This window comes from Haladaptatus sp. CMSO5 (assembly GCF_036689885.1).
Taxonomy (GTDB): Archaea; Halobacteriota; Halobacteria; order Halobacteriales; family Halococcaceae; genus QDMS2.
The window spans coordinates 533,717-552,197 of sequence record NZ_JBAHVW010000001.1; the positions used below are offsets into that span (position 1 = coordinate 533,717).

Here is an 18,481-nt window from a genome sequence, read left to right on the forward strand (position 1 = left end):
TTTTAGAACCCAAGCACCACGTACGCCGTCCCGAACAGCACCGCATCGTACAGTCCATGAACGAGCATCGGGATGACGAGATTTTGCGTGCGGTCGTAGAGAACGCCGAGGAGGGCGGAAATCCCGAACAGCACCGCGCCCGCGACGCCCACCGCGAGTGGGTCGGGCGTGGCGAGAAGTGACGTTGGGACGTGGGCGAGGGCGAACAACAGACTCGTGAGCGCGATGGCGCTCGCCGTGCTGAACGACTCGGTGAGATACCGCTGGAGGACGCCGCGAAACAGCAATTCCTCGGCCGGGCCAATCACCAAAATCGAGAGGGGGACCAACACGAGCAACGTGTCGCGAAACCCGTCGAGGGCGGGGTCAACGATGGCGTTTCCCGCGACGGGAAGGCCGAGGGCGAAGATGAGGAGCAACGAAAGGTATCGGAAGACGAGCAGGCCCACCGTCCCGGCGACGATGGCGACGTACCCGCGTCGCGCTGGCCAGTGGAGGTTGAAGTAGTCGAGGTGGTGGTGGGCAACCACGAGGAACACGCCTGCAGCCGCTGCAAAGCCGAGTTCAGAGAGGATGACGATAATCGTGAATCCGAGAAGCGTCTCCGCTGAGATAAAGAGCGCAGGCAACGAGAGCGCCACGCTGAGGACGAACGCCCCGGCGGTGATGAGGAGCGCGCCACCGAGGTGTCTCACGGGAGTGGGTGAACGGACTGCCATAGCCGTAAAAAGTGCGACTCGGGCTTAGTTAGTCGGGCGTTCCTACCGACGGGCCGGTGCGCGGGATGTCCTTGACCTCGCGGACGTAGTCACAGAAGTTCTCGAACACGAGTTTCGCCTGCTGGGCGCGGGCGTAGTTTTCCTCGGTGATGCCACCCATGACCTCGGCACGCTTCTCGTCGGTCAGGTCCTTGCTCTCGGTGAGCAGTCTCGCCGTCTCCATATCGTATTCGGGGTGGAACTGGACGCCGAAGCTGTCGCCCAACTGGAAGCCGTGGACGCCGTAGTCGTTCTCTGCGGTGCGCGTTGCGCCGGGTGGGAGTTCCGTGACGGCGTCTTGATGTGAGGTGAACGAGAGAAAGTGCTCATCGATCCCCGCAAACAGCGGCGTGTTGTCGAGGTGCGTAATCTCTCGATACCCGATTTCGTAGGCTCCCATCCCTTCGACCGTGCCGCCGAGCACGTCCGCGAGCAGTTGGTGGCCGTAACAGACGCCGAGGGCGGGCAGGCCCCGGTCTACGGCTTCGCGCGCCCAGTCTTTGAGGGGTTGAATCCACGCTTCGTCCCAGTACACAGACGAGCGCGACCCGGTCACGAGAAAGCCATCGAAGTCAAAGCTGTCTGGCAGTCTGCCTTCGGTGGCGTGAAACTCCACGAGGTCTGCGTCCACTTCGCGCCGGAAGTTGCGCTTCGTGTCCGTGTCGTCGTGAGCGGCGTTTAAAAGGGCGAGTCGAAGCCGAGTCATTACTGTCTAGAATGGGAGCAACCGTTTAGTGCGTTACGCTCCCGTGGGTTTCTGCCGGGCGTTTGTGCGCCCGAGCCGCCGATTATCGTGCTTCGAGAAACCCCAACAACTCGTCGTTTACGACCTGTGAGTGCTCGACATGACAGAGGTGGCCCGCACCGGAGAGCGGGAAAAAGTCGCCCTTCGGTAAGCCCTCTGCCAGTTGTTCGCCTCCCGAGACGGGCCACACCGCGTCCGCGGTTCCGTGGCAGACAAGCGCCGGGAGCGTGATTTCGTAGAGCGCGCCCGCATCGAACGCCTCGATGGCGACCTGCTGGGCGGCCCACCCCGCTTGCGTCGCGTCTTCTATGCGCCACTCGACCAACTGGTCGATGGTGGTGTCTTGCTCACTGAAAAAGTCGGGCGACAGCGCGTTCCTGAGCGACGCCCGAAGCGCCGCCGGGTCGTCGCGCGGTGCAGCAAGCGGCGTCGTGTCGATGCCCCCACCGTTCGCGGCCGTCCCAATCAGACACAGCGAGCGCGCCCGCGAGTAGCGCCGGGCGTAGTTGAGCGCCACCATCCCCCCAAGACCCGCGCCGACGAGGTGGGCTTTCCGCACGTCGTGGGCTTTCAACACCGATTCAAGGTCGTCTGCGAGCGTTTCGACCGTGTAGGGACCGGGCGGCGCATCCGAGCGCCCCGTCCCGCGGTGGTCGTACACGAGCGTTTCGAACGGCCCGGTCAGGGCGGCGTGCTGCCAGCCCCACTGCCACGCGCCGTAGCCAGCGTCGCCGACGAGCGCGACCGTCTCGCCGCTCCCGGCGATGCTGGAGACGAGCGTCGTGCCGTCTGCGGTGGTGACTTCCATAGCTGGCACTCGGGGGACGAAGATAAAGAGAATAGCGACTGCGAAGCCCGAGTTACGCGTTCAGGACGCTTTTCAGGACTTCGGGAGCCTCGTCTAAGGCGTCGTCCAGCTTGTCGGCGTCTGGGCCGCCCCCTTGGGCGAAGTCTGCGGGGCCGCCACCGCCACCGCCGACGCGACGGGCGAGTTCGCCAACGACCTCACCGGCGTTTACGTCCACGCCGTCGGGAACGGCGACGACGAACTGCGCACCCGACGCGCCACTGCCGAGAACGGCAATCTTCCCGTCTTCTGCGAGGGCGTTCGCGGTCGCGCGGAGTTCGTCCATGTCGGCGTCGATGCGCTGGACGATGGCGACCGCGCCGTCGCCCAGTTCGACTTCCTCGCCGCCCGCGCCGCCGCTGGCGCGAATCTCGGCGAGCTGTTCTTTCAAGTCCTCTATCTGCTTGCCGCGGCCCTTCCACTCCTCGAAAAAGCGCGCTGCGGTCGCGGGCACTTCGTCGGGGCTCACGTCGAAGATGTCTGCGGCTTCGTAGAGCGAATCTTCGTTCTCCTGGGTCGCCTCAATCGCGGCGTCACCGGCGGCGAACACGAGGCGTTCGACCCCGTCTTGGACGCGCTCGGTGGTGAGAATCTTGATGGCTCCGATGTCGCCGGTTCGAGCGACGTGGGTGCCACCGCACGCCTGCACGTCGTCTGCGACGTAGATGAGACGGATGTTCTCACCCGGTGGGATGCCGCCTTGATACAGGTCGAAGCCGTGTTTGCTCTCTGCGTCGTGGCGGTCTGGCCACTCCTGTTTGACCGGCGTGTTGTCCATCACGATTTCGTTCGCGAGGCGTTCGATTTCCTTCACCTGCTCGCGCGTGATGCGGTTGTAGTGGGTCACGTCGATGCGCGAGGAGGTGAGTCCCTTCTGCGCTCCGGCCTGTCGGATGTGCTCGCCGAGCACCTTGCGCGCGGCGTGAATCACGACGTGAGTCGCGGTGTGGTGGCGCATCAGCCGACGGCGACGGGTCGTATCGACCTGTCCGCGGACGAACTCGCCCTTGCCGGGGTCGTCGTCGGTTCGATGCAGGACGACGCCATCGACGATTTGCACGTCGGTGACTTCGACGCTCACGTCGTCGGTCGAGAGCGACCCGCGGTCTGCTGGCTGGCCCCCGCCTTCGGGGTAGAACATCGTCTGGTCTAAGACGACGTCGTAGCCGTCTTCGCGCTCGAACACGTCGATGACGACGGCTTCGAACTCGGTGCGCTGTTGGTCTTCGTAGTACAGACGGTCTGTTTTCGGCAGTTCGGCGAGGCGGTCTTCTGCCGATTCTTCTCGCTCGTCTTCGTCCTCGAAGGCCTGCTCGCCGCCGTGGCGCGAGGCCACGAGGCTGTAGAAGTCATCTGGGACGTTCACGTCTGCCCCGACGTCAAGAGCAATCTCCTCGACCATGTCCGGCTGGATGCCGTGGGAGTCGTACAGTTCGATGAGTTCGCGCGTCGGGATGGCCTCGCCGCGCGCTGCGTACTCTTCTGCGAGCTGGCGAACCCGGCGACCGCCGCGTTCGAGCGTCTCGCGGTACTTCTCGACTTCCGTCCGGACGATGTCGCGGATGGTGTCGCGGTTGCGGTAGCCGAGACGTTCTGCCTGCATATCCACGAGTTCGTCTAACGGCGCGTCGATGCCGACGTTGTCCACGAGGCGTTTGGTGCGCCGCAGCACCATGCGCGTCAGGTAGCCCGTCGAGACGTTCGAGGGGACGATGCCGTCGCCGAGCATGTACGCGAGCGTCCGACAGTGGTCGGCGATGGCGTAGATGTCCTCTAACGGCTCCATCAACTCGGTCAGTTCGGTCGTGGAGACGCCGATGTGCTCTGCGATGTTGTCGCGGGCGGACTCCATGTCCTCTGCCTCGTCGATGTCCATGTGCCCCGCGAGCTTCGCGGCGCGGTGGACGATGTCCTCTTGTTCTGCGGTGAGTTCGATGCCTGCGTTCTCTTTGAGGAACGCAATCATGTCGGGGTAGACGGCTTCGTACACTGTCGGCGTGCCCTGACTGACCCACGTCCAGCGCTCTAAGCCGTACCCGGTGTCCACGATGTACGTGTCCATCTCGGAGTACGTATTGCCGTCTTTCATCTCGTAGTCGCCCTCCGGGTCCTGTTCTAAGGACATGAAGACGAGCGTGGCGAGTTCGACGCCCTTGAAGATGACTTCGAACGCCGGTCCGGCGTTGCCGCCGCCAACCCACGGGTCTTCGATGTAGGTGATCTCGACGGGGTCGACGCCGAGCGATTCGAAGAACTTGTCGCAGTACTCGACCGTCTCGGATTTCCAGTACACTTCGCCCTCGTAGGCGTACTTGTCGCCCGCCTCCTCTTTGGCGTTGAAGGCGTGGTGGGCCATCATCTCGAACGCCATCGTGTGGCGGCCCGTCTTGCCCACGTTGTCGATGTCTTGCATCCGGATGCACGGCTGGCTAATCGTGAGCGGGTTCGCCGGTGGCGGCGTCTGCCCGCTCGTGACGAGTGGCTGGAAGTCGTAGATGGATGCTTGGGTCAACAGCACGTCGTCTCGCCAGCGGTTCGCGGCGACGGGATAGGGGTCGATGCGCGTGTGGTCGTTCGTCTCGAAAAACGAGAGAAACGCCTCGCGCATCTCCTCTAAGGTGTATTCGCCGTCGAACCCGGGGTTGTCGATGAAACTGTACTCAGCACACGGCGGCTCACCACAGGTCTCGCGAGACCCATCTCGCGTCCAGAAGTGCGCCCCGCACTCAGAGCACTCCAGTCGGTGGAAGTCCTCCGTCTCGAAATATTCGAGACGATACTCCGCTTCGAGGTCGCTCATTCGTGTCCACAACTGGCCTGTGTGCGCGTAAAACAGTTCCGCATACTCTCTCAACAGTGGACAAATCGACAGGTAGCGCCCGTCAGGCGGCTTAACTGCGCGGTCACCCGACGTAACTCACTCACCTCCTGCTTACCTCGGGTATTTACATTACCAATAGTTACCGTCTAACTGGGAGTTACCCGAATTCGCGTATCGTCATATCGTGTTTGTGTCACGCAGGGTTGCGGGAACTCCTCCACCCACCAGGTGGCCACAGGCAAAGCGGGTTCCCCCACCCCCTTCCCGTGGAACATGGTATTTTCCCACCTCTCTCCCCTTTCCTCAAAACCCGTGAGCACGTACTGGTCACCATGGACGTCTCTCATTCGTCGCTCCCGGTCCGACGCCCGTACAGCACCCTCGCCGGAGCGATTCTCGGCGCAGAACTCCTCGGCGCGCTCGGAACCGTGTTCACCGCGTCGCAAATCAACACGTGGTACACAACTCTCGCCAAACCTGCGTTCAACCCGCCAAACTGGGTGTTCGGCCCGGTCTGGACGACGCTCTTTGCGCTCATGGGCGCTGGCGCGTGGCTGGTCTGGCGAGGCGGCTTCCACAGACGTGCCGTGCGCGTCGCCCTCGCCGCGTTCGCCCTCCAGTTCGCGCTCAACATCGGCTGGTCTGCGGCGTTTTTCGGCCTCGAATCGCCGTTTCTCGGGCTGGTCACCATCGCCGTGCTCTGGGTGGCCATCGTCGCCACCATCGCGCTGTTCGACCGCGTCGACCGCCGCGCAGCGCTGTTGCTCGTTCCCTATCTGCTCTGGGTGTCGTTCGCCGCGCTCCTCAACTACGAAATCTGGCGGCTCAACTAGTTGTGGAGCGCGAGCGAGGCCAATAGCGCCTCCAACTGCACGCGTTCGTTTGCGCCCGCGGTAATCCGGTAGTCGGCTTCTCCAATCCGATCCATGACGCGCACGGCGTCCTTGTCAGAGAGGCCGAACTCCCAGACAGAACGGTGGAGTTGGTTGATGATGTCGCCGCCCGCGAGCCCTTTTTCGGTGAGCAACTCATCGAGCGTCGAGCGCGCGGCGGTGAAATCGCCGTCGAGCGCCTTCATGACCATCTCCTTTATTTCCTCGGGGCGGGCGGTCGAGGTGATGGTGAAGACGGCTTCCTCGTTCACTTCTTCGCCCATGACCGCGGCGGCCTGCAATGCGTTGATGGCCTTTCGCATGTCACCATCTGCGGCGTAGACGAGGGCATCGACGCCCTCGTCGGTGACCGGGATCCCCTCGGTTTCTGCGATGATGCGCACCTGTGCAGCCACGGCCTCGTCGTCGAGGGGCGCGAAGCGGAAGACGGCACACCGAGACTGGATGGGGTCGATGATGCGCGAGGAGTAGTTACACGAGAGGATGAAGCGCGTGTTGTTCGAGAACTGCTCCATCGTCCGGCGGAGGGCGGACTGGGCGTCTGAGGTCAGCGAGTCTGCCTCGTCTAAGAAGATGACGCGGTAGTCGTAGCCGCCGAAGCTCGCCCGGGCGAAGTTCTTGATGCGGTCGCGCACCACGTCGATGCCGCGCTCGTCCGAAGCGTTCAGTTCGAGAAAGTTCTCGCGCCAGTCGTCGCCGTAGAGTTCGCGAGCGATGGCGACCGCCGAGGTGGTTTTCCCGACGCCTGCTGGCCCCGAAAACAGGAGGTGGGGGAGGTCGTTTTTCGCCACGTAGCTCTTGAGCCGTCCCACGATGTTCTCGTGGCCCACGACGTCGTCTAACGTCTGTGGGCGATACTTCTCGATCCAGATTTCCTCGCGTCCGGCTCGCGATTCAGTGTCCGCCTCGCTCATGGCCGAAGTGAGGGGCCATCGGCTTGTAAACGCTCCGAGACTCAGGTGGGGTCGAAGGGACGTTCCAGCCCGGGTGAGACTCTGTATTGCACACAACGCACTTTATCGTCTCTTCTGGCGTACATTTACCTACCATGAGGGTACGGGTGGGAACACACAGACACATCCTTGCGGCCTTGCTCACGCTCATCGTCCTGTTCGGAGCGATACCGGGCGTCGTCGCGGCTGACACGCGCACCGGTGGCGACGTGACGATCGCCGCCGGCGAGACCATCAACGACAACCTCGACATCTTCGCTGGCAACGTCGTCATCAACGGCGTCGTAAACGGCGACGTGAACGTGTTTTCGGGGAACGTCGTCATCAACGGTGAGGTGACCGGCTCCGTCTCCGCCTTCGCGGGCACCATCACGGTGAACGGGAATGTCGCCGGCGACGTGGGAGCCTACGGTGGAACGACAACGCTCGGGCCTGAGGCGACCGTCGGCGGCGACTTCGAATCCGGCTCCGGTTCGACCGTTGTGAACGGCCAAATCGCCGGTGACGCGCGCATCGACAGCGAGAGTATCGTCCTTGGCTCAACCGCGGCCATCGCGGGCAACCTCGAGTACGACGGCGAACTCAACCGCGCGCCCGACGCCACCGTTGGCGGCGCGGTCACGCGCAACGCTGGACTCGGTGTCGGCCCGGTCGTCGAAACGCCCGATACGGGCTTCTTCGACGCGACGCTCACCATCTACGGCTTCCTCGTGAGCTTCTTGCTCGGCGCGGTGTTATTGCTCGTCTTCCCGAAGTTCTCGGGTCGGGTTTCGACAGCCGCGACGACCGCCCCGCTGCGCTCGGGTGGCGTTGGCCTGCTCACGCTGATTGGCGTGCCAATCGTCCTGGTGGTGCTGTTGTTCACCATCGTCGGCATCCCGCTCTCGCTCGCGGGCATCTTCCTGTTCGCCGTCGTCCTGTGGATTGGCACCATCTACGGGCGCTTCGCCATCGGGACGTGGCTGCTTGAGTTCGCGGGCTACCCGAACCGCTGGGCCGCGCTGTTCCTTGGCCTGCTCGTCGTCGCCTTAGCCGCGCGCATCCCCTTCGTCGGGGGCATCATCTCATTCCTCGTCCTCCTGCTCGGGCTTGGGGCGCTCGCGCTCACGGCGTATCGCACCTACCGCGGCGAGCGGACACCACCGGAACCGCTGGTGGAAGAACCCGACGACACGGGCGATTCGTGGGTACCGCCGACCTAACGCGACACGTTTAGGGCGCGTCCGGTCGTGTTTCACGCCATGCGCGTCACGGTCGAAGTCGTTGGTGAGGACACCCACGAGGTCACACTCGAAGACGGCACGTACGCAGACCTCGTGGAAGCGGTGGGCCTCAACGTCCACGAAGTTTCGGTGTTAGTCGATGGCTCGCTCGTCCCCGAAGACCAGCCGGTTGACGCAGCGCGCGTGAAGATTCTCCGACTCATCAAGGGCGGATAATGCGTGTCCGGCCCGCCACCGTGGAGGAATTGCCGACGGTCATGACCATTTTAGACGGCGCGATGCTCGAAATCGACGCCGCCACCGTCCGCGAAAAGTGTGACACGCGCGAGGCGCTCGTCGCCGTAGAGGGCGGGCGACTTTTAGGTGCGCTCGTCCGCTCTGGTGGGCATATCGACGCCGTCGCCGTCCGCCGCGCCCGCCGCGGGCAGGGCATCGGGCGGACACTCGTGGAAGCCGCGAGCGAGGATGTTGACCAAATTGAAGCCGAATTCGACGCGAAAAACCGGCCGTTCTACGAGAAGTTGAATTTCGACATCGAAGAACTGGAAGAGGGACGATTTCGCGGCGTCAGGCGCTAACTTTCAGGCGTTTGCCTGCGTTCGCTCGCCGGTTTTGACGTACCACACCAGAAGCGAGAGACTCCCAACTGCCGCGAGCGCTGCAACCCCTGCCTGAATCGTGTTCCGGTCAATGAAAAACCCAACCGCGAGCGCCGCATAGGCCAGAAACAGGACGAACAGGAGTCGCAGATGATTCACTCCGCTTCAATCGCTGTGTGAGCTTATTACTGTATCGTGCTGCCATGTCTGCGAATAATGGCGCTCTCCGGCCGATTCAGACGAGCGGTTCGACCAGTTCTCGGCCTGCCTCCAGCAACTCAGCCACGCGCTCGTCGCTGCCCGCCTCCGCATACACGCGAAGTTTCGGCTCCGTTCCAGACGGTCGAACCAGCAGCCACGAGCCGTCAGCGAGGAGGATTTTGAAGCCGTCTTTCGAGTTCACGTCTTTGACCGCGACCCCGGCCACCGTCTCGGGGAGGTCGCCGTCGAGTGCTGCGAGCACCCGCGCTTTCTCCGAGTCGGGGCAGTCCAGACTAATCTTGTTTTGTCGAATCTCACCGTGCGTTTCGAGCAAGTCCGTGACGCGCTGGTCGAGCGATTTCTCGGACTCTGCGACGGCGGCGAGCAGCGCCATCAGGACGCCGTCTTTTTCGGGGACGTGGCCGCGAATGGAGAACCCACCCGACTCCTCCCCGCCGATGAGCGCGTCCGATTCCTGCATCGCTTGGGCGACCCACTTGAATCCAACCGCAGTCTCGACGACTTCTTGGCCGTGGGATTCTGCGATGCGGTCTATAAGGTACGTGGTCGACACCGTCCGCACCGCTGGCCCCGAGTCCGATTCTAAGAGGTAGTCGTAGATGGCGGCGAAAAACAGGTTCGCGCTCAGGTAGCCCCGCTCTGCGGTCACGACGCCGATGCGGTCTGCGTCGCCGTCGTTGGCCACGCCGAGGTCGGCCTCGCCCGATTCGACGGCGACTGCGAGTGCCTGCAGATTCTCGGCATTTGGCTCCGGTGGCGTGCCACCGAAGGTCGCGTCCTGTTCGTCCCGCAGGCGGATGACCTCCGCACCGGCGGCTTCGAGCAGGGCGTCGGTGACGCCGCGACCGCTCCCGTGCATCGCGTCGTAGGCAATCGTGAGTCCAGAGAGGTCGCCCGAAACGAGATCGAGCGCGTGGTCACGGTGTGCGCCGACGAAGTCCACTTCCTCGACGCTGCCGTGGTCGGCTTCGGGAAGCGATTCGGGTTCTGCGAGATTCGAGACGATTTCGTCCGTGACCTCGGGGAGGGCGGGCGCGCCGTTGTCCGGGATGAACTTCACGCCGTTGTACTCGGGTGGGTTGTGGCTCGCCGTGACCATGAGCGCGCCCGCGAGGTCCCGCTCCACGATGTTCCACGCGACGGCCGGCGTCGGGCAGTCACGCGGCGGCATCACCACGTCGAAGCCGTTCGCGGTGAGGACGTCTGCGAGCGCGTCTGCGAACCCGCGTGAGGTCTCCCGGGCGTCGTAGCCGATAGCGACGGGTCGCGTTTCACCCGTGTCTGCGAGGGTGGTGGCGACGGCTTGCCCGACCATGCGCACGCGTGGGGTGGTGAACACGTCGAGGGTGGCGCGCCACCCGTCGGTGCCGAATGAAATTTTGTCCATACGCTTCACTCCGGGCGTGGGGTGAAAAATCTCGCTGCTGGCGGGTCGGGAATTTACTCACTCACACAGCCGCTCTTTTCGCGCCCGGGAAAACTGTTTAATCTCGTATTCGCGGCTCATCGCCCGCGACTTCGATTCGAACTGTTCTGTGTGGACGAGTTCGACGGGGCCACGTCCGCGCGTGTACTTCGCTCCGGTTCCGGCGTTGTGTTCTTCGACGCGGCGTTCTACGTCGGTCGTATAGCCCGTGTAGAGTGACCCGTCTGCACACTCGATGAGGTAGACGTAGTGCATCTAGTTGCGTAAACGAAACCGACAGCCGTAGCGATTTCGGCGAATGAGAATGGGGGGTAGGGAGGAAAACGCGCCGAATAATTGGTCTCTAGTCGATACGAATCCGCGGATTATCTGGCGGGTTGTCGATCCGCACGGGTCTTGGATGCCTCCGCAATTCCCGCGTTCGCTGAGCAGTTCGGACATGCGTTTACCTGTCCACTCTCGTCTGCAAATACTCGAGCGAAGCGGTCAGACACGTGGGAGCCACAGTAGTTGCACTCTGGCATTATACGCGCCGGCACTTGTCTACCGGCAGGAATCGTTCGCGGCCGAGGTAGATATACTCTTGCACGATTCTTGCCCGATTCTCCTGAGAATCGTACGATAGTCTGGCAAAATCCGGTTAGTTCTGCCGATTCCTTGCAGAATGGAGCCGTCGCGCAATCAATCCGGCTTGCGCCCCTGCAACGAAGCCCGCATCGACGTTCACGGTTGTCAACGCCGTACACGACTGCAGCATACCGAACAGCGCGGCTTCGCCATCGCCGCCGACGCCGTAGCCAGAGGCGATGGGCAGGGCAATCACCGGCACGTCTACGAGTCCGGCAATCACCGTCGGCAACGCGCCTTCGCGACCCGCCGCCACGATGAGCACGTCGAGCGCGCGCAGGTCTTCTAAGGAATCGAACAGCCGATGGATGCCCGCCACGCCCACGTCGTCGATGCGTTTTACGGTCGCACCCATCTCGCTCGCAATCGCCGCCGCCTCGCCTGCAGGGCCGCCGTCTGCGGTTCCGGCCGTCACGATGCCGACCGTCGCGTCCAGATCACGGCGCTCGAAGTCTTCTGCGTGCGCTCTGAGCACGCCCGCGCGCTCGTCGAACGAGAGCGTCCCGGAGAATGCGGGGCGGAGCGCAGAACGCACCGCATTCGCGTCTTCGATGGTCAGTCTGGTGGCGATTGCTCGCCCCGTCGTTTCCAGTGCAGTTTCGACCAGCGAACAGATTTCAGCGGTCGTTTTGCCCGTCCCATAGACGGCTTCGGGGACGCCGCTTCGGTGCTCGCGGGCGGCGTCAAATCGCCCGGCGTCGTCGGTTGCATACCCCGCTAACTCGGCTTCCGCGGCCGCGGGGCTCAACTCACCTGCGGCGACGGCTTCTAAGATGTCGCGCATACCCCCTCGTTTACACTCGAAGCGCACCTAGTTATCGACTCGAAACGGGGGTTTGTCGGGGGTAGGGACCTTCTTACACCGAGTCCATTTGAGAAACCTTATAAACGGTGATGGGAAACAGAAGTCCGTATGGCAGACCTGATCGTCAAAGCCGCCGTCAAGGAAGCGCTCGATGACATGAACGTTGCGTCCGACTTTTACGACGCACTCGACGAGGAAGTCGCAGAGCTTCTCGAAGACGCCGCACGCCGCGCCAAAGAGAACGACCGTAAGACGGTCCAGCCGCGCGACCTCTAAACTCGGATAGTCTCTCTCCCATTCTGGGGGAAAATCAACCATTCTTTCACACCCCACACCCCTGAGCGCCAGCGCCGCCTAAAACGGCTGTTCTTCGACGCCCGCGTCCGTGCCGACGAACGCCGTATCGACGAGATTGATGAACAGGCCGTGTTCGACCACGCCCGGAATCGCGGCGAGGTCGAGTGCGAGCATGGCCGGGTCGCGTATCTCACCGAACTCGCAGTCGAGCACGACGTTCCCGTTGTCCGTGACGACGGGGCCGTCTTTGCGCTCGGCTTCGCGGAGGGTGGCTGCGCCGCCGACTTTGTTCGAAATATCGTCTGTGACGACGGTCCACGCCTCGGGGATGACTTCGACGGGAACCGGATGGTCGAGCGTCTCGACTTGTTTTGTCCTATCGGCGACGACGACGAACCGCTCTGCGGCCGCATCCACGATTTTCTCGCGCGTGTGGGCCGCGCCGCCGCCTTTGATGCAGTGGCGACCGGCGAGTTGGTCTGCGCCGTCGATGGCGAGGTGGACGGTGTCTACTGCATCGAGTGAGGTGAGTGGAATCCCGGCGCTCAGGGCGAGCTGGCGCGACTGAAACGAGGTCGGAATGCCTTGGATGTCGAGGCCCGCGTTCACCGCTTGCCCGAGTGCGCGAATCGCGTAGGCGGTCGTCGACCCCGTTCCAAGGCCGACGACCATTCCGTCTGTGGCTTCTGCCGCGGCGCGTTCGCCCGCGCGGCGCTTTGCGTCATCGCTTCCACCGGTCGCTTTCATGTGCCCACCATAGACGTGGGGTGTCAAAAAGCACCGCGGCCGGCCACGCCCTTTTTGGTTCCGTACTCCGTCGCCAGTATCATGTTTGGAACGAGTGGTATTCGAGGCCCCGTCGGTGAGGTCGTGACAGCAGACCTCGCACTCGCCGTCGGGCGGGCACTTGCCGCCGAAGCCGACCGCGTCGTCGTCGGCCGCGACCCCCGCGAAAGTGGTGAATTTTTGACTGATGCGCTGGTCGCCGGGCTGCGAGAAAGCGGCACCGACGTCATCGACATCGGCCTCGCCGCCACGCCAACCGTCGCCCGCGCCGTCGCGGGCGAGGACGCAGACGCAGGCGTCTCGATTACCGCCTCCCATAACCCCGCCCCCGACAACGGTATCAAGCTCTGGAACCCCTCCGGGCAGGCCTTTGACGAAGCCCAACGCGAGGCCATCACCGCACGCATCCGCGACGACTACTTCGACCCCGTCGGCTGGGAGGGCCTCGGCAAGCGCCACGCGAAAGACGGCGCAGAGCGCCACATCCAGACGCTCGTCGACGCCGTCTCGCTCGACGAACCGCTCTCGGTCATCGTGGACGTGGGCAACGGGGCAGGCGGCGTCACCGCAGAAGCGCTTGCCCGCCTCGACTGTGAGGTCGAAACCCTGAACGCCCAGCCGGACGGCCGGTTCCCCGGTCGCCCGAGCGAACCAACCGCAGAGACTTGCCAGTCGCTCTGCCAGCTCGTCGCGGCCTCCGACGCAGACCTCGGCATCGCCCACGACGGCGACGCAGACCGCATGATGGCCGTCACCGGCGACGGCGACTTTATCTCTGGAGATATGCTGCTCGCGCTCTTCGCACTCGACGCCGCAGGCGAGGGCGAGCGGGTCGCCGCGCCCGTAGACACCAGCCTCGTCGTCGCAGACCTGCTCGCAGAAAAAGGCGCAGAACTCACGCGCACCAAAGTCGGCGACGTGTACGTCGCAGAGCGCGCCACGGAACCGGACGTGGTGTTCGGCGGCGAACCCTCTGGCGCGTGGATTTGGCCCGACGAAACCCTCTGTCCGGACGGCCCGCTCGCCGCGGTTCGCCTCGTCGAACTCGCGAGCAAGCGCTCGCTCGCAGAGCGCGTCGGCGAATTAGAGCCGTATCCGATTCGCCGCACCAGCCTCGAAGTCGAGCGCAAAGACGAACTCATGGCGGCTATCGAAGCCCGCGTGCTCTCCGAGTTCGACGACGTGCAAACCTTAGACGGCGTCCGCGTCGACCTCGGTGACGCGTGGTTCCTCCTGCGCGCGTCTGGCACCCAGCCGCTCATCCGCATCACCGCAGAGGCCCGCGACCCCGCCCGCGCAGACGAAGTGTTCGAGCGCGCGACCGGCATCGTCGCGGACTCGCAGTAGCCGCCTTCGGAACGAACTGTTTTCTCCTCACGCGGATATTGAACAGCAATGGGCGAGACGGTAGTCATTTCGGGGGTGGGGCCAGGACTCGGAGCGGCGCTCGCGCGCCGGTTCGCGGTCGAAGGGTGTCAGATTGCGCTGCTCGCACGGTCGGGTGACTACCTCGACGCACTGGTCGACGAACTCGACGCCGCGCCCGGAACCGTCCTCGCCGTCCCCGTGGACGTGACCGACCCTGCGGCCGTGACCGCCGCCTTCGCCACCGTCCGCGAGGCGTTTGGCCCAGTCTCCGTGCTCGTCAACAATGCGAGCGACTCGGCGCGGAAGGGCGTGCGAGACATCTCGATCGCTGAGTTCGAACACGCCTGGCGCGTCGCCGCCGTCGGTAGTCTGCTCTGTACGAAAGCCGTCCTCCCCGACATGCTTGACGCCGGACGCGGCACCATCATCTTCACCGGCGCGACCTCCTCGGTTCGCGGTAGAGAGGGCGCGGTCGGCTTTTCAGCCGCCAAGTTCGCGGTTCGCGGGATGGCCGAATCCATGGCTCGCGAACTCGGCCCCGAGGGGATTCACGTCGCTCACGTCGTCATCGACGGCCCGATTCGAGACCCGACGGTCACGGATGCAGCCGTTGAGGGCGACCCGTATCAGTACCTCGACCCAGAATCGATTGCGAATTCGTACTGGCATCTCGTAGAACAAGAACCGGACTCATGGACGCTCGAACTGGACGTGCAAGCGCACGTCGAGACGTTCTAAAGCCGGTCTAAGACAGCTTGGGCGTCGTATTTCAGCGTCAACTCGCGCGACCGGCCGCGGCCTTCGACGTTCGTGTAGCGCGCTTCGATGAGGCCGAGTTGGTCGAGTTTGTTGATGAGTTCAGAATAGCGCGTGTAACCGAGGTCGGTCTCCTCGTGGAACGATTCGTAGACGGCTCCCGCCTGCTCGCCTTCGTGTTCTGCAATTACCTTGATGAGCGCACGCTCTGGCTCTGACAAGCCTCTAAGGCTCCGCGAGAGGTGGATGTACTTCGATTTGTCGAAGGCGGCTTCCACGTCGTCGCCCGTGACGACGCGACTCGCACGCATCTCAGCGTTCAGCCCCGCCCGGCGCAGGAGATCAATCCCGACGCGCAGGTCGCCTGCGTCCGCGGTGAGCGCGGCCACGCGGTCTAACACGTCGCCTTTGATGACGCCCTCGTGGAAGCCGGGTTTCGCGCGGTCTGCGAGGATGTCGCGAATCGCGGCTTCGTCGTAGGCCGGGAAGAACACCTCTTCGGGGCGGAACACGCTCTGGACGCGGCTGTCGAGTTCCTCGATGACGTCCAAACTGAGGTCTGAGGAAATCACCACGACGCCGATTTTCGCCCCGGCGTGGGCCTCGTGAGCGCGCAAAAGCGAGTAGAGCGTGTCTGAAGCCTCCGATTCGTAGAACAGGTAGTTCACGTCGTCGAGGGCGACCACCAGCACTTCGTCTTCGTCCACGAGGTGGTCGGTGACTTGGCCGAACAGCTTTTTAAAGGAGATGCCGCTTGAGGGCGGCTCGTAGTCGAAGATTCCCTGGAAAATGCGCGAGAAGACGGAGTAGCGCGTCGAATCCACCTGACAGTTGACGCGCACCGTGCGCACATCGGTTTCGGCGTTGAGTTCCCCGAACAGGCTCTGGACGGCGGTCGTCTTGCCAGTTCCGGGCGGCCCGCGAATCAGGACGTTCAGCGGGCGCGACCCCCGCACCGCTGGCCGGAGTGCGTATTTCAGACTCCGCATCTGCGTCTCGCGGTGGCGGAATACTTCGGGGACGTAGTCGATTTCGAACACATGCTCGTCTCGGAACACCGACTCATCCCACGAAAGCATCCCCCCGTCGGGGTCATCAGCCATCACTTTCACCGTGCCTGTGACGCTACTTAACTGTTCGCCAAATTGGGGTTTATCGGTGTCAGACGAGCGTCATCGTGCGTCTGACTTCTGCCCCGGAGACGGGCGTGTCGTGTTTGAGTTCGTGGTGTTTGACGGCCATCGTGAGGACGTGATTCTCGTCGTCGGCGCGCACCAGAAACGCACAGCCCTTCACTGGACACCGGTACTGGGAAGACATCACCGAAGATAGGCGCGCTGAAAGCTTAGAAGCCGCGGGCTTCAGGCTTCGAACTTTTCGAGCAACCGGCCGTAGAAGGTGGCGTCGCCCTCCGCCGCGAGCTTTTCGACGATTAACTCCGGCGTCGAGCGCGCGAGATGATTTTTCTGCGGCGAGCGGTTCACGACCAGCTCCCCATCCACGAGTCCCACGGCTTCGATGCCGTCCACCGCGACGGTGTAGTCCGCCGCATCGCGTATCTCTCCCGCGAGGTGGGAGACGAACACACCCGAGGCGTCGCGCTCGTCCAAGGCTTCGAGGATGCCCGCGATGATTTTCGCACTCGCGCCGGGTTCGGTAATCGACTCCAACTCGTCTACGAGCACGAGCTTTTTCGCCTCGCCCGTGACGAGCCCCGCGAAGTCGCGGAGCGTGCTCTCGAACGCACCGGCGTCGAGCGTGCCCTGCGTTTTCGCGTGATAATGCAGTTCTTCGACCAGCCCGACGCGCGCATGCTCAGCGGGCACGGGCAGGCCCATGTGCGCGAGGATGACGATGACCGCACAGAGGTCGAGCGTCGAGGTTTTCCCCCCGCTGTTGACCCCTGAGAGCAACGTCACGCCGGAGACGGCGTAGTCAACCGGCTCGACGTCTTCGAAGGACACGTCGAGCAACGGCGAACGCCCACCTTCGATGGCGAACCCCTCGCCCGACAACTCGGGCATCACGCAGTCGAAATCCGCGACGAAGCGCGCGATGGCGAGTTCCACGTCGAGTTCGAGCGAGGCGAACACGAGTTCGTCTACTGCCTCCGTCAGCCCAGCCAACTCGCGGGCGACTTCGCGCTTTCGGCGCGCTGCCCGGCGGTCACGCGCCACGGTCAAATCCTCACGGAGTCGGTTCACAACCTGCTCTTGATACCCCACAGGGAACGTCGGCTCCTCACCGAAAATCATGCGCCCGACTTCTTCTTCGCCTGCGTCGAGCGACAGCGAGTCAACGAGATGGTCGCGTGCCGCCTCGATGGCCGCGTCGTACTCGTCTGCGAGTTCGCGCGAGAGCAGGGAATCGACGCCTGCGCCCTGTTCGACGAGTGAAAGCAGGTCTGAGCCTTCGATGGTCACGTCGCGGGCCTGAATCGCCTCGCGCAGGCAGTCGTTCGCCACGTTTTCGGCCATCGACACCGCCGCGTCGAGGTCGTTTGCGGCCGCAGTGAGCCGTTCGAGTTCGTCGTCACCCTTGACCGTGCCGTCGTCGTTCAGTCGGGCGAGTCCGGCTTCGAGCGCGTCCAAATCGAGGCCCGCAGGCGGCTTCATCCCCGCCGCGCGGTGGACGCGAATCGCCGCCTGTAGGCGCTCGCGGTTGGTCGCAAAAAAGGAGAGCGTACGCTCGGGGACGATTTCGACGACGTTGTCGAGCGCGTCGGGTTTCACCTGCACGTCGCCGTCTATGTCCACGCCCGCGAACTCCTCGTCTAAGGCGATGACGGTGGCGTAGCCCCGCGCCAAATCTCCGAGACGGCGAGCGTCGTCGACGATTTCGACGCTCAACTCGGGGATGGCTTCCTTCGCGCTCGCGTAGGTCTCTGCGTCCATCGTCGCCAGACAGCGGTCGCGCACCCGGACGCCGCGCGGGTTGACGAGCGGTTCGACCGCAGAAAGCGCGTCTAATACCTCCGGTGTCGGTTCGCGCTCCGTTGCCACCTCCACGAACGCACGCACCTCGTCGATGCGCGAGCGTTTCGAACTCGGAAACAGCGTCTCTAAGCGCTTTTTCGCGTACGTCGTGACGGTGCGCTGTTGGAGCAACGACAGGGTGTCAGCGTACAGCTCGCGGGCGCGGCTGGTGGCGAGAAATCGGCCGGGGTCGCCGTGTTGCTCGCGGATGGCCGCCCGCGCGATGCTCGCCGCGCGCCCTTCGGTGATGCCGGGTGCGCTCGATAACCGCAGGACGTCGCCGCGTTTGAGCGCCGTCTCGGGGTCGTCGAGTTGCGCAAGCGCCGCCGCTGTTTTCTCGCCAACGCCCGGGATGCCCTCGAAATCCATTCAGCGCAGTG

At 63.7% G+C, this 18,481-nt stretch carries 21 protein-coding genes; 7 read left to right on the forward strand and 14 right to left on the reverse strand.

The annotated features are described in order from the left end of the window. Positions 1 to 2: 2 nt before the first annotated feature. From V5N12_RS02835 to alaS, 4 genes are all read right to left on the reverse strand, one after another. The gene (locus V5N12_RS02835; protein WP_332897638.1) at positions 3 to 695 is read right to left on the reverse strand and encodes a CPBP family intramembrane glutamic endopeptidase; all 693 of its coding nucleotides are present in this window, start codon (positions 693 to 695) and stop codon (positions 3 to 5) included. 52 nt (positions 696 to 747) lie between these two features. Then, the gene (locus V5N12_RS02840; RefSeq protein ID WP_332897639.1) at positions 748 to 1,464 is read right to left on the reverse strand and encodes a type 1 glutamine amidotransferase; all 717 of its coding nucleotides are present in this window, start codon (positions 1,462 to 1,464) and stop codon (positions 748 to 750) included. 82 nt (positions 1,465 to 1,546) lie between these two features. After that, a complete protein-coding gene (locus tag V5N12_RS02845; protein ID WP_332897640.1) occupies positions 1,547 to 2,311 on the reverse strand; it encodes an alpha/beta fold hydrolase in 765 nt (254 codons plus the stop codon). Between the two features lie 52 nt (positions 2,312 to 2,363). Next, complete coding sequence (gene alaS / locus V5N12_RS02850) at positions 2,364 to 5,150, reverse strand: alanine--tRNA ligase (RefSeq protein ID WP_332897641.1); 2,787 nt, start codon at positions 5,148 to 5,150, stop codon at positions 2,364 to 2,366. Between the two features lie 353 nt (positions 5,151 to 5,503). Here alaS and V5N12_RS02855 point away from each other — a divergent pair, with 353 nt between their 5' ends. Beyond that, positions 5,504 to 6,004 carry a TspO/MBR family protein gene (locus V5N12_RS02855; protein ID WP_332897642.1) on the forward strand — a complete coding sequence of 167 codons (501 nt, stop codon included), beginning with the start codon at positions 5,504 to 5,506 and terminating at the stop codon, positions 6,002 to 6,004. On the opposite strand, the gene V5N12_RS02860 is transcribed toward V5N12_RS02855, so the two are convergent. Further along, positions 6,001 to 6,978, reverse strand: a complete 978-nt coding sequence (locus V5N12_RS02860) for a replication factor C small subunit (RefSeq protein WP_332897643.1) — start codon at positions 6,976 to 6,978, stop codon at positions 6,001 to 6,003. The genes V5N12_RS02855 and V5N12_RS02860 overlap by 4 nt on opposite strands. Positions 6,979 to 7,124: 146 nt before the next feature. Here V5N12_RS02860 and V5N12_RS02865 point away from each other — a divergent pair, with 146 nt between their 5' ends. Genes V5N12_RS02865 through V5N12_RS02875 form a run of 3 tightly spaced genes read left to right on the forward strand, consistent with a single transcriptional unit; the run spans position 7,125 to position 8,818 of the window. Beyond that, positions 7,125 to 8,219 (forward strand): bactofilin family protein, encoded by a 1,095-nt coding sequence (locus V5N12_RS02865; RefSeq protein WP_332897644.1) that lies wholly within the window; start codon positions 7,125 to 7,127, stop codon positions 8,217 to 8,219. A gap of 39 nt (positions 8,220 to 8,258) precedes the next feature. Further along, entirely contained in the window at positions 8,259 to 8,456 is a 198-nt protein-coding gene (gene samp2 / locus V5N12_RS02870) for a ubiquitin-like small modifier protein SAMP2 (protein ID WP_332897645.1), read from the forward strand. Beyond that, a complete protein-coding gene (locus V5N12_RS02875; protein ID WP_332897646.1) occupies positions 8,456 to 8,818 on the forward strand; it encodes a GNAT family N-acetyltransferase in 363 nt (120 codons plus the stop codon). Before samp2 ends, V5N12_RS02875 begins: the two co-directional genes overlap by 1 nt. A gap of 3 nt (positions 8,819 to 8,821) precedes the next feature. On the opposite strand, the gene V5N12_RS02880 is transcribed toward V5N12_RS02875, so the two are convergent. The 5 genes from V5N12_RS02880 to larB form a co-directional block, all read right to left on the reverse strand. Beyond that, a complete protein-coding gene (locus V5N12_RS02880) occupies positions 8,822 to 8,998 on the reverse strand; it encodes a hypothetical protein (protein ID WP_332897647.1) in 177 nt (58 codons plus the stop codon). Positions 8,999 to 9,074: 76 nt separating this feature from the next. Continuing rightward, positions 9,075 to 10,448 (reverse strand): phosphoglucomutase/phosphomannomutase family protein, encoded by a 1,374-nt coding sequence (locus V5N12_RS02885; protein ID WP_332897648.1) that lies wholly within the window; start codon positions 10,446 to 10,448, stop codon positions 9,075 to 9,077. A gap of 57 nt (positions 10,449 to 10,505) precedes the next feature. Beyond that, positions 10,506 to 10,742: a GIY-YIG nuclease family protein gene (locus V5N12_RS02890; RefSeq protein ID WP_332897649.1), complete on the reverse strand. Its 237-nt coding sequence runs from the start codon at positions 10,740 to 10,742 to the stop codon at positions 10,506 to 10,508. A 110-nt stretch (positions 10,743 to 10,852) separates the two neighbouring features. Next, positions 10,853 to 11,011 (reverse strand): DUF7563 family protein, encoded by a 159-nt coding sequence (locus V5N12_RS17125; protein WP_442904922.1) that lies wholly within the window; start codon positions 11,009 to 11,011, stop codon positions 10,853 to 10,855. Between the two features lie 116 nt (positions 11,012 to 11,127). Then, positions 11,128 to 11,898, reverse strand: coding sequence for a nickel pincer cofactor biosynthesis protein LarB (larB, locus tag V5N12_RS02895; protein WP_332897650.1), 771 nt, complete (start codon positions 11,896 to 11,898; stop codon positions 11,128 to 11,130). A gap of 129 nt (positions 11,899 to 12,027) precedes the next feature. On the opposite strand from larB, the gene V5N12_RS02900 reads away from it, so the two are divergent. Further along, positions 12,028 to 12,195: a DUF1931 family protein gene (locus V5N12_RS02900; protein ID WP_332897651.1), complete on the forward strand. Its 168-nt coding sequence runs from the start codon at positions 12,028 to 12,030 to the stop codon at positions 12,193 to 12,195. 78 nt (positions 12,196 to 12,273) lie between these two features. On the opposite strand, the gene rpiA is transcribed toward V5N12_RS02900, so the two are convergent. Continuing rightward, positions 12,274 to 12,963 carry a ribose-5-phosphate isomerase RpiA gene (rpiA, locus tag V5N12_RS02905; RefSeq protein ID WP_332897652.1) on the reverse strand — a complete coding sequence of 230 codons (690 nt, stop codon included), beginning with the start codon at positions 12,961 to 12,963 and terminating at the stop codon, positions 12,274 to 12,276. A gap of 81 nt (positions 12,964 to 13,044) precedes the next feature. Here rpiA and glmM point away from each other — a divergent pair, with 81 nt between their 5' ends. After that, positions 13,045 to 14,349 carry a phosphoglucosamine mutase gene (gene glmM / locus V5N12_RS02910; protein WP_332897653.1) on the forward strand — a complete coding sequence of 435 codons (1,305 nt, stop codon included), beginning with the start codon at positions 13,045 to 13,047 and terminating at the stop codon, positions 14,347 to 14,349. 48 nt (positions 14,350 to 14,397) lie between these two features. Beyond that, positions 14,398 to 15,108: an SDR family NAD(P)-dependent oxidoreductase gene (locus tag V5N12_RS02915; RefSeq protein ID WP_332897654.1), complete on the forward strand. Its 711-nt coding sequence runs from the start codon at positions 14,398 to 14,400 to the stop codon at positions 15,106 to 15,108. Here V5N12_RS02915 and V5N12_RS02920 read toward each other — a convergent pair. The 3 genes from V5N12_RS02920 to V5N12_RS02930 are packed head-to-tail and all read right to left on the reverse strand — an operon-like array spanning position 15,105 to position 18,470. Beyond that, on the reverse strand, positions 15,105 to 16,229 hold the full coding sequence (locus V5N12_RS02920) for an ORC1-type DNA replication protein (RefSeq protein WP_332897655.1): 1,125 nt from the start codon (positions 16,227 to 16,229) through the stop codon (positions 15,105 to 15,107). The genes V5N12_RS02915 and V5N12_RS02920 overlap by 4 nt on opposite strands. Positions 16,230 to 16,287: 58 nt before the next feature. After that, the gene (locus V5N12_RS02925; protein ID WP_332897656.1) at positions 16,288 to 16,446 is read right to left on the reverse strand and encodes a hypothetical protein; all 159 of its coding nucleotides are present in this window, start codon (positions 16,444 to 16,446) and stop codon (positions 16,288 to 16,290) included. 41 nt (positions 16,447 to 16,487) lie between these two features. Beyond that, positions 16,488 to 18,470, reverse strand: coding sequence for a MutS-related protein (locus tag V5N12_RS02930; protein ID WP_332897657.1), 1,983 nt, complete (start codon positions 18,468 to 18,470; stop codon positions 16,488 to 16,490). Between the last annotated feature and the right edge of the window lie 11 nt (positions 18,471 to 18,481).

What these genes read in the sequence shown, in the direction of transcription:
- V5N12_RS02875 (WP_332897646.1), top strand. Translation starts at nt 8,456, where the DNA reads ATGCGTGTCCGGCCCGCCACCGTGGAGGAATTGCCGACGGTCATGACC.
- V5N12_RS02885 (WP_332897648.1), bottom strand. Translation starts at nt 10,448, where the DNA reads ATGGACAAAATTTCATTCGGCACCGACGGGTGGCGCGCCACCCTCGAC.
- rpiA (WP_332897652.1), bottom strand. Translation starts at nt 12,963, where the DNA reads ATGAAAGCGACCGGTGGAAGCGATGACGCAAAGCGCCGCGCGGGCGAA.
- V5N12_RS17125 (WP_442904922.1), bottom strand. Translation starts at nt 11,011, where the DNA reads ATGCCAGAGTGCAACTACTGTGGCTCCCACGTGTCTGACCGCTTCGCT.
- V5N12_RS02860 (WP_332897643.1), bottom strand. Translation starts at nt 6,978, where the DNA reads ATGAGCGAGGCGGACACTGAATCGCGAGCCGGACGCGAGGAAATCTGG.
- V5N12_RS02855 (WP_332897642.1), top strand. Translation starts at nt 5,504, where the DNA reads ATGGACGTCTCTCATTCGTCGCTCCCGGTCCGACGCCCGTACAGCACC.
- glmM (WP_332897653.1), top strand. Translation starts at nt 13,045, where the DNA reads ATGTTTGGAACGAGTGGTATTCGAGGCCCCGTCGGTGAGGTCGTGACA.
- larB (WP_332897650.1), bottom strand. Translation starts at nt 11,898, where the DNA reads ATGCGCGACATCTTAGAAGCCGTCGCCGCAGGTGAGTTGAGCCCCGCG.
- V5N12_RS02930 (WP_332897657.1), bottom strand. Translation starts at nt 18,470, where the DNA reads ATGGATTTCGAGGGCATCCCGGGCGTTGGCGAGAAAACAGCGGCGGCG.
- V5N12_RS02845 (WP_332897640.1), bottom strand. Translation starts at nt 2,311, where the DNA reads ATGGAAGTCACCACCGCAGACGGCACGACGCTCGTCTCCAGCATCGCC.
- V5N12_RS02900 (WP_332897651.1), top strand. Translation starts at nt 12,028, where the DNA reads ATGGCAGACCTGATCGTCAAAGCCGCCGTCAAGGAAGCGCTCGATGAC.
- samp2 (WP_332897645.1), top strand. Translation starts at nt 8,259, where the DNA reads ATGCGCGTCACGGTCGAAGTCGTTGGTGAGGACACCCACGAGGTCACA.
- V5N12_RS02920 (WP_332897655.1), bottom strand. Translation starts at nt 16,229, where the DNA reads ATGGCTGATGACCCCGACGGGGGGATGCTTTCGTGGGATGAGTCGGTG.
- V5N12_RS02915 (WP_332897654.1), top strand. Translation starts at nt 14,398, where the DNA reads ATGGGCGAGACGGTAGTCATTTCGGGGGTGGGGCCAGGACTCGGAGCG.
- V5N12_RS02840 (WP_332897639.1), bottom strand. Translation starts at nt 1,464, where the DNA reads ATGACTCGGCTTCGACTCGCCCTTTTAAACGCCGCTCACGACGACACG.
- V5N12_RS02925 (WP_332897656.1), bottom strand. Translation starts at nt 16,446, where the DNA reads ATGTCTTCCCAGTACCGGTGTCCAGTGAAGGGCTGTGCGTTTCTGGTG.
- alaS (WP_332897641.1), bottom strand. Translation starts at nt 5,150, where the DNA reads ATGAGCGACCTCGAAGCGGAGTATCGTCTCGAATATTTCGAGACGGAG.
- V5N12_RS02890 (WP_332897649.1), bottom strand. Translation starts at nt 10,742, where the DNA reads ATGCACTACGTCTACCTCATCGAGTGTGCAGACGGGTCACTCTACACG.